The organism is Micromonospora sp. NPDC051296 (assembly GCF_040682255.1).
Classification (GTDB): Bacteria; Actinomycetota; Actinomycetes; order Mycobacteriales; family Micromonosporaceae; genus Micromonospora; species Micromonospora craterilacus.
In genome coordinates this window covers 1-4,704 of record NZ_JBFBAO010000462.1, presented here as the reverse complement: position 1 = coordinate 4,704, position 4,704 = coordinate 1, and the positions used below count along the sequence as shown (strand labels likewise).

The following is a 4,704-nucleotide window of genomic DNA, read 5'->3' as shown; positions in this document are numbered from 1 at the left end:
GCCGTCACCGAAGCTGCAGTTGCCCTGGCCGACCATCGGCTGGCCGCCATCACCAAAACCTCAAGGACATGCGGTACGGCGACAACAGCATGGGCGACCGTCAGTTGCTGCAGTGGGGTGACCTGCTGACCAACGCCGGCGCGGGCAAGGTCGGCATGTTCATCGGCGCTCCCGACACCACCCAGGCGATCGTCAGCCAGTTCCAGGGCAAGTTCGAGGACTGGGCGATGGGCCCGCTGCCCGGCCAGGACGGTCCGGCGAAGGGGACGCTCGGTGGCGGCGAGGGCTACTTCTTCAAGAAGGGCCTCTCCTCGGAGCAGGTCAAGGCCGGTCTGAAGTGGATTGCGTACCAGAAGCTGACGCCCGGCAAGGGGCAGTTCGACTACGCCCGGGCCAAGCCGCAGAACTACCCGGTCGGCCTGCCGCAGCCGCTGCTCTTCGCCAACGGCACCGAGGCCCAGAAGCAGGAGCTCGAACTGCGCAAGGCGAACGCGAACGTCGACACCGCGAACTTCGCGGTCTTCGAGGCGAACCCGGTCCCGATCAAGGGTGAGCCGCGCAACGCGCAGGCGATCTACGCGGTGCTCGACGCGGCGATGTCCGGGGTGCTCACGAACCCGACCGCGAACATCGACGCCCTGCTCAAGACGGCCGAGGACAAGGTCAACCAGCTCCTCGCCGCCGAAGGCTGATCCGAGCGGGTGGGGGCCGGTGCACCGGCCCCCACCCCATCTGCGCCGCACCGTCCGGTCACCGATTCACCAGGAGTTGCCTTGGCGATCACCTCTGCCCAGGGAGCCATCAGAGCAGCGAGTCGCCCCGCCCCGTCGTCCCCGGCAGGCCGGCAGCGGACCAGCCTCGGCCGCAAGGCTCGGGACAACCTCACCGGGCACGCGTTCCTGATCGGTGCGGTGCTCTGCTTCGCGGTCTTCTCCTGGTACCCGATGGTCCGCGGCATCGTGATGAGCTTCCAGCGCACCCGGCGCGGCGAGACCACCTGGGTCGGCTGGGACAACTACCTCCGGATCCTCGACGACCCCAGCTTCTGGACCGCCTGGAAGAACACCTTCTACTTCACGGTCCTCGCGCTCGTCCTCGGGTACGCCGTGCCGTTCTTCGTGGCGATCCTGCTGAACGAGTTCCGCCACGCCAAGGGGTACCTGCGGATCCTGGTCTACCTGCCGGTGATGCTGCCGCCCGCCTCCGCGCTCTTCCTCTTCAAGTTCTACGCGTACGACCCCAGCGACGCGGGGCTGTTCAACGCGATCCTCAAGGCCCTGGGCCTGCCCACCTCGCAGTGGATGCAGTCCCCGGACATGACGATGCCGGCGATGGTGATCGCGTCGACCTGGATGAACATGGGCGGCGCGGTGCTGATCTATCTGGCGGCATTGCAGAACATCCCGGGAGAGCTGTACGAGGCGGCCGAGCTGGACGGTGCCGGGATCTGGCGGCGCATCCTGCACGTGACCATCCCGCAGACCCGGCTGATCCTCGCGCTCCTGGCGATGCTGCAGATCGTCGCCACCATGCAGCTGTTCATCGAGCCGCTGATCCTCGCCAACGGCGCGGGCGCGGAGGATTCGGCGACCTCGGTCGCGTACCTCATCTATCAGCACGGCTTCTTCCAGAACGACCTCAACGGTGCCGCGGCGCTCGGCGTGATCATGCTCGTGGTGCTGGCCGGCTTCTCCGCCGTCTACCTGCGGCTGACCGCGAAACAGGACTAGGACGGGACGACCCATGGCACAGGACTCCGGGACCCGGACCCTCATCTCCCAGGCCCAGCTCCGGCGCGGGCCCGGCCGGGCGATCTACTGGACGCTGCTCGCCGTCGTGATCATCGGGTTCACGCTCGTCTTCCTCGGGCCGCTCTACTGGATGGTCACCGGCGCGCTCAAGTCCGGCCAGGAGATCGCGCAGACCCCGCCGTCGCTGTTCCCGCAGGACCCGCAGTGGCAGAACTACGCCGACGCGTGGAACAACCTGGCCCTCGCCAAGCTGCTGTTCAACACCTTCTACTACGCGGCCGGCGCGGTGCTGTTCCAGCTCGTCTTCGACACCGCCGCGGCGTACTCCCTGTCGAAGCTCCGACCGATCTTCGGCAACGCGATCCTCGGCCTGATGCTGGCGACGCTGATGATCCCGGCGATGGTCCTCATCGTCCCGCAGTACGTGACCGTGATCGACCTGCCGATCCTGCACATCAGCCTGCTCGACTCGCCGTTCGCGATCTGGCTGCCGCTGGTCGCCAACGCGTTCAACATCTTTCTGCTGAAGCGGTTCTTCGACTCGATCCCGGAAGACCTGATGGCGGCGGCCCTGATGGACGGGGCGACGCCGCTGCGCACCCTGTGGTCGATCATCCTGCCGATGTCCCGCCCGATCCTGGGCGTGGTTTCGATCTTCGCCGTGACCGCGGTCTGGAAGGACTTTCTCTGGCCGAAGCTGGTCATGCCGTCGCCGGAGACCCGGACGGTCAGCGTCGGCATCTACGCCTTCTCCGGCGGTACGCCGATGAACGTGGTGATCGCCGCATCGGTGATCGCCGCGATACCGACCGTCATCATCTTCCTGATCTTCCAGCGGAACATCATGTCCGGTCTGACCGCCGGCGGCCTCAAGGGATAGCCCCCAACCCAGAAAGCAGGTGCTCGTGTCCACAGCAGATGGTCGTCCGTGGTGGCGTGGAGCGGTGATCTACCAGGTGTACCCGCGTAGCTTCGCCGACGGCAACGGCGACGGCATCGGCGACATCGCCGGCATCCGATCCCGGCTCGGCCACCTGTCCGCGCTCGGCATCGACGCGATCTGGTTCAGCCCCTGGTATCCCTCCCCGATGGCCGACGCCGGCTACGACGTGGCCGACTACCGCGACATCGACCCGGTCTTCGGCACCCTGGCCGAGGCGGAGGCGCTGATCGCGGAGGCGCACGCGCTCGGCATCAGGACCGTCGTCGACGTGGTGCCGAACCACTGCTCCGACGCGCACCCCTGGTTCCAGGCGGCCCTCGCCGGTGGACCGGACGCGCCCGAGCGGGATCTCTTCTGGTTCCGGCCGGGCCGGGGCCCGAACGGCGACCAGCGGCCCACCGACTGGGTCGGCGAGTTCGGCGGCCCGACCTGGACCCGGACCACCAACCCGGACGGCACCCCCGGCGACTGGTACCTGCACCTCTTCGCCCCCGAACAGCCCGATTTCAACTGGGACCACCCCCGGGTGCGCGCCGAGTTCGAGGACATCCTGCGGTTCTGGTTCGACCGTGGGGTGGACGGCATCCGGATCGACTCGGCCGGGCTGCTGGTCAAGGACGGGACGCTGCCGGAGATCCGGCCGGACCGGCTGCACCCGTTCCACGACCTCGACGGGGTGCACGAGATCTACCGGGACTGGCGGCGGGTCGCCGACGGGTACCCCGGCGACCGTGCCCTGATCGGTGAAGTGTGGCTGCCGGACCGGCAGCGGTTCGCCAACTACCTGCGCCCGGACGAGTTGCACGCCGCGTTCAACTTCGACTTCCTCGGCTGCGCCTGGGACGCCGCGGCACTGCGCGAGAGCATCGACGGCACGCTGAGTGCCCACGCGCCGGTCGGTGCGCCCGCCACCTGGGTGCTCTCCAACCACGACGTGACCCGGCACGTCACCCGGTACGGCCGGACGGACACCACGTTCAGCTTTGCCGCCAAGCGCGAGGGCGTCCCCACCGACCTGGAGCTGGGCACCCGCCGGGCCCGGGCCGCCGCGCTGCTGTCGTTGTCGCTGCCCGGCGCCGCGTACGTCTATCAGGGTGAGGAACTCGGCCTCTGGGAGGTCGAGGACATCCCGCACGCGCTGCGCCAGGACCCGATGTGGGAACGCTCCGGCCGGATCGACCCCGGTCGGGACGGCTGCCGCGTCCCGTTGCCCTGGTCCGGCGAGACGCCGCCGTTCGGCTTCAGCCCGGACGGCGCGACCACGGCGCCCTGGCTGCCCCAGCCGGCCGACTGGAAGGACCGCACCGCCGCCGCCCAGGCCGGCGACGGGGCCTCGATGCTGGAACTGTACCGGGCCGCCATCGCCGTCCGCCGGGCCGAACCGGCGCTCGGAGACGGCGCGATGACCTGGCTACCTGCCCCGGACGGGGTGCTGGCGTTCCAGCGTGACCCAAGGTTCGTCTGCCTGGTCAACCTCTCCGCCGAGGCGGTGCCGCTACCGCCGCACACCGAGCGGCTGCTCGCCAGCGGGCCGCTCGACGACGATCTGCTGCCGCCGGACACCGCCGTCTGGCTGCGTACCCCGGCTGGCGATCCGGCCTAGACCCGCGCGGGCGCCGGCGGTCCCGTCCCGCCGCCGGCGCCCCGCCACCCGACCCCCCACCACACGAGGAGGTACCCGCACCACCGGCACACCACAACCACGGGGGACCTGGCCACCTGAGGAAAGGGAGAGCGCTGCTCATGGCCGACCACACCACCCCGCCCCACCGCCACCCGCCCCGAAACCGGATCCGTACGGCGCTCGCCGCGCTCGCCGGCACCGCGCTCGCCGCCGCCTCGATCTCGGTCGTCACGCTCACCACCACCGCGACCCCGGCCCGCGCCGCCGGACTCTCCCCGTTCGACATCGCCGGCCGGGGGGCCACTGTCCCGTTCATCGAGCACGAGGCCGAGAACGCCGCGCACAACGGCACCCGAATCGGCCCGGACCGGCGCTACGGCACGCTC

4 protein-coding genes and 1 pseudogene are annotated in these 4,704 nt (G+C 69.7%); all 5 read left to right on the top strand.

Annotated features, from left to right (window positions below):
• Positions 1–68: 68 nt before the first annotated feature.
• Entirely contained in the window at positions 69–692 is a 624-nt protein-coding gene (locus tag AB0M52_RS30845; RefSeq protein ID WP_363961008.1) for a hypothetical protein, read from the top strand.
• A gap of 81 nt (positions 693–773) precedes the next feature.
• Positions 774–1,730, top strand: coding sequence for a sugar ABC transporter permease (locus tag AB0M52_RS30840; RefSeq protein ID WP_363961006.1), 957 nt, complete (start codon positions 774–776; stop codon positions 1,728–1,730).
• A gap of 13 nt (positions 1,731–1,743) precedes the next feature.
• Positions 1,744–2,631 (top strand): carbohydrate ABC transporter permease, encoded by an 888-nt coding sequence (locus AB0M52_RS30835; RefSeq protein ID WP_363961004.1) that lies wholly within the window; start codon positions 1,744–1,746, stop codon positions 2,629–2,631.
• A gap of 25 nt (positions 2,632–2,656) precedes the next feature.
• Positions 2,657–4,297: an alpha-amylase family glycosyl hydrolase gene (locus AB0M52_RS30830; RefSeq protein ID WP_363961002.1), complete on the top strand. Its 1,641-nt coding sequence runs from the start codon at positions 2,657–2,659 to the stop codon at positions 4,295–4,297.
• A gap of 140 nt (positions 4,298–4,437) precedes the next feature.
• Positions 4,438–4,704, top strand: a pseudogene (locus AB0M52_RS30825) (hypothetical protein); the annotation flags it as partial.

Excerpts from the sequence above, each read along its gene's own strand:
- AB0M52_RS30835 (WP_363961004.1), top strand. The coding sequence starts at position 1,744 with ATGGCACAGGACTCCGGGACCCGGACCCTCATCTCCCAGGCCCAGCTC.
- AB0M52_RS30845 (WP_363961008.1), top strand. The coding sequence starts at position 69 with ATGCGGTACGGCGACAACAGCATGGGCGACCGTCAGTTGCTGCAGTGG.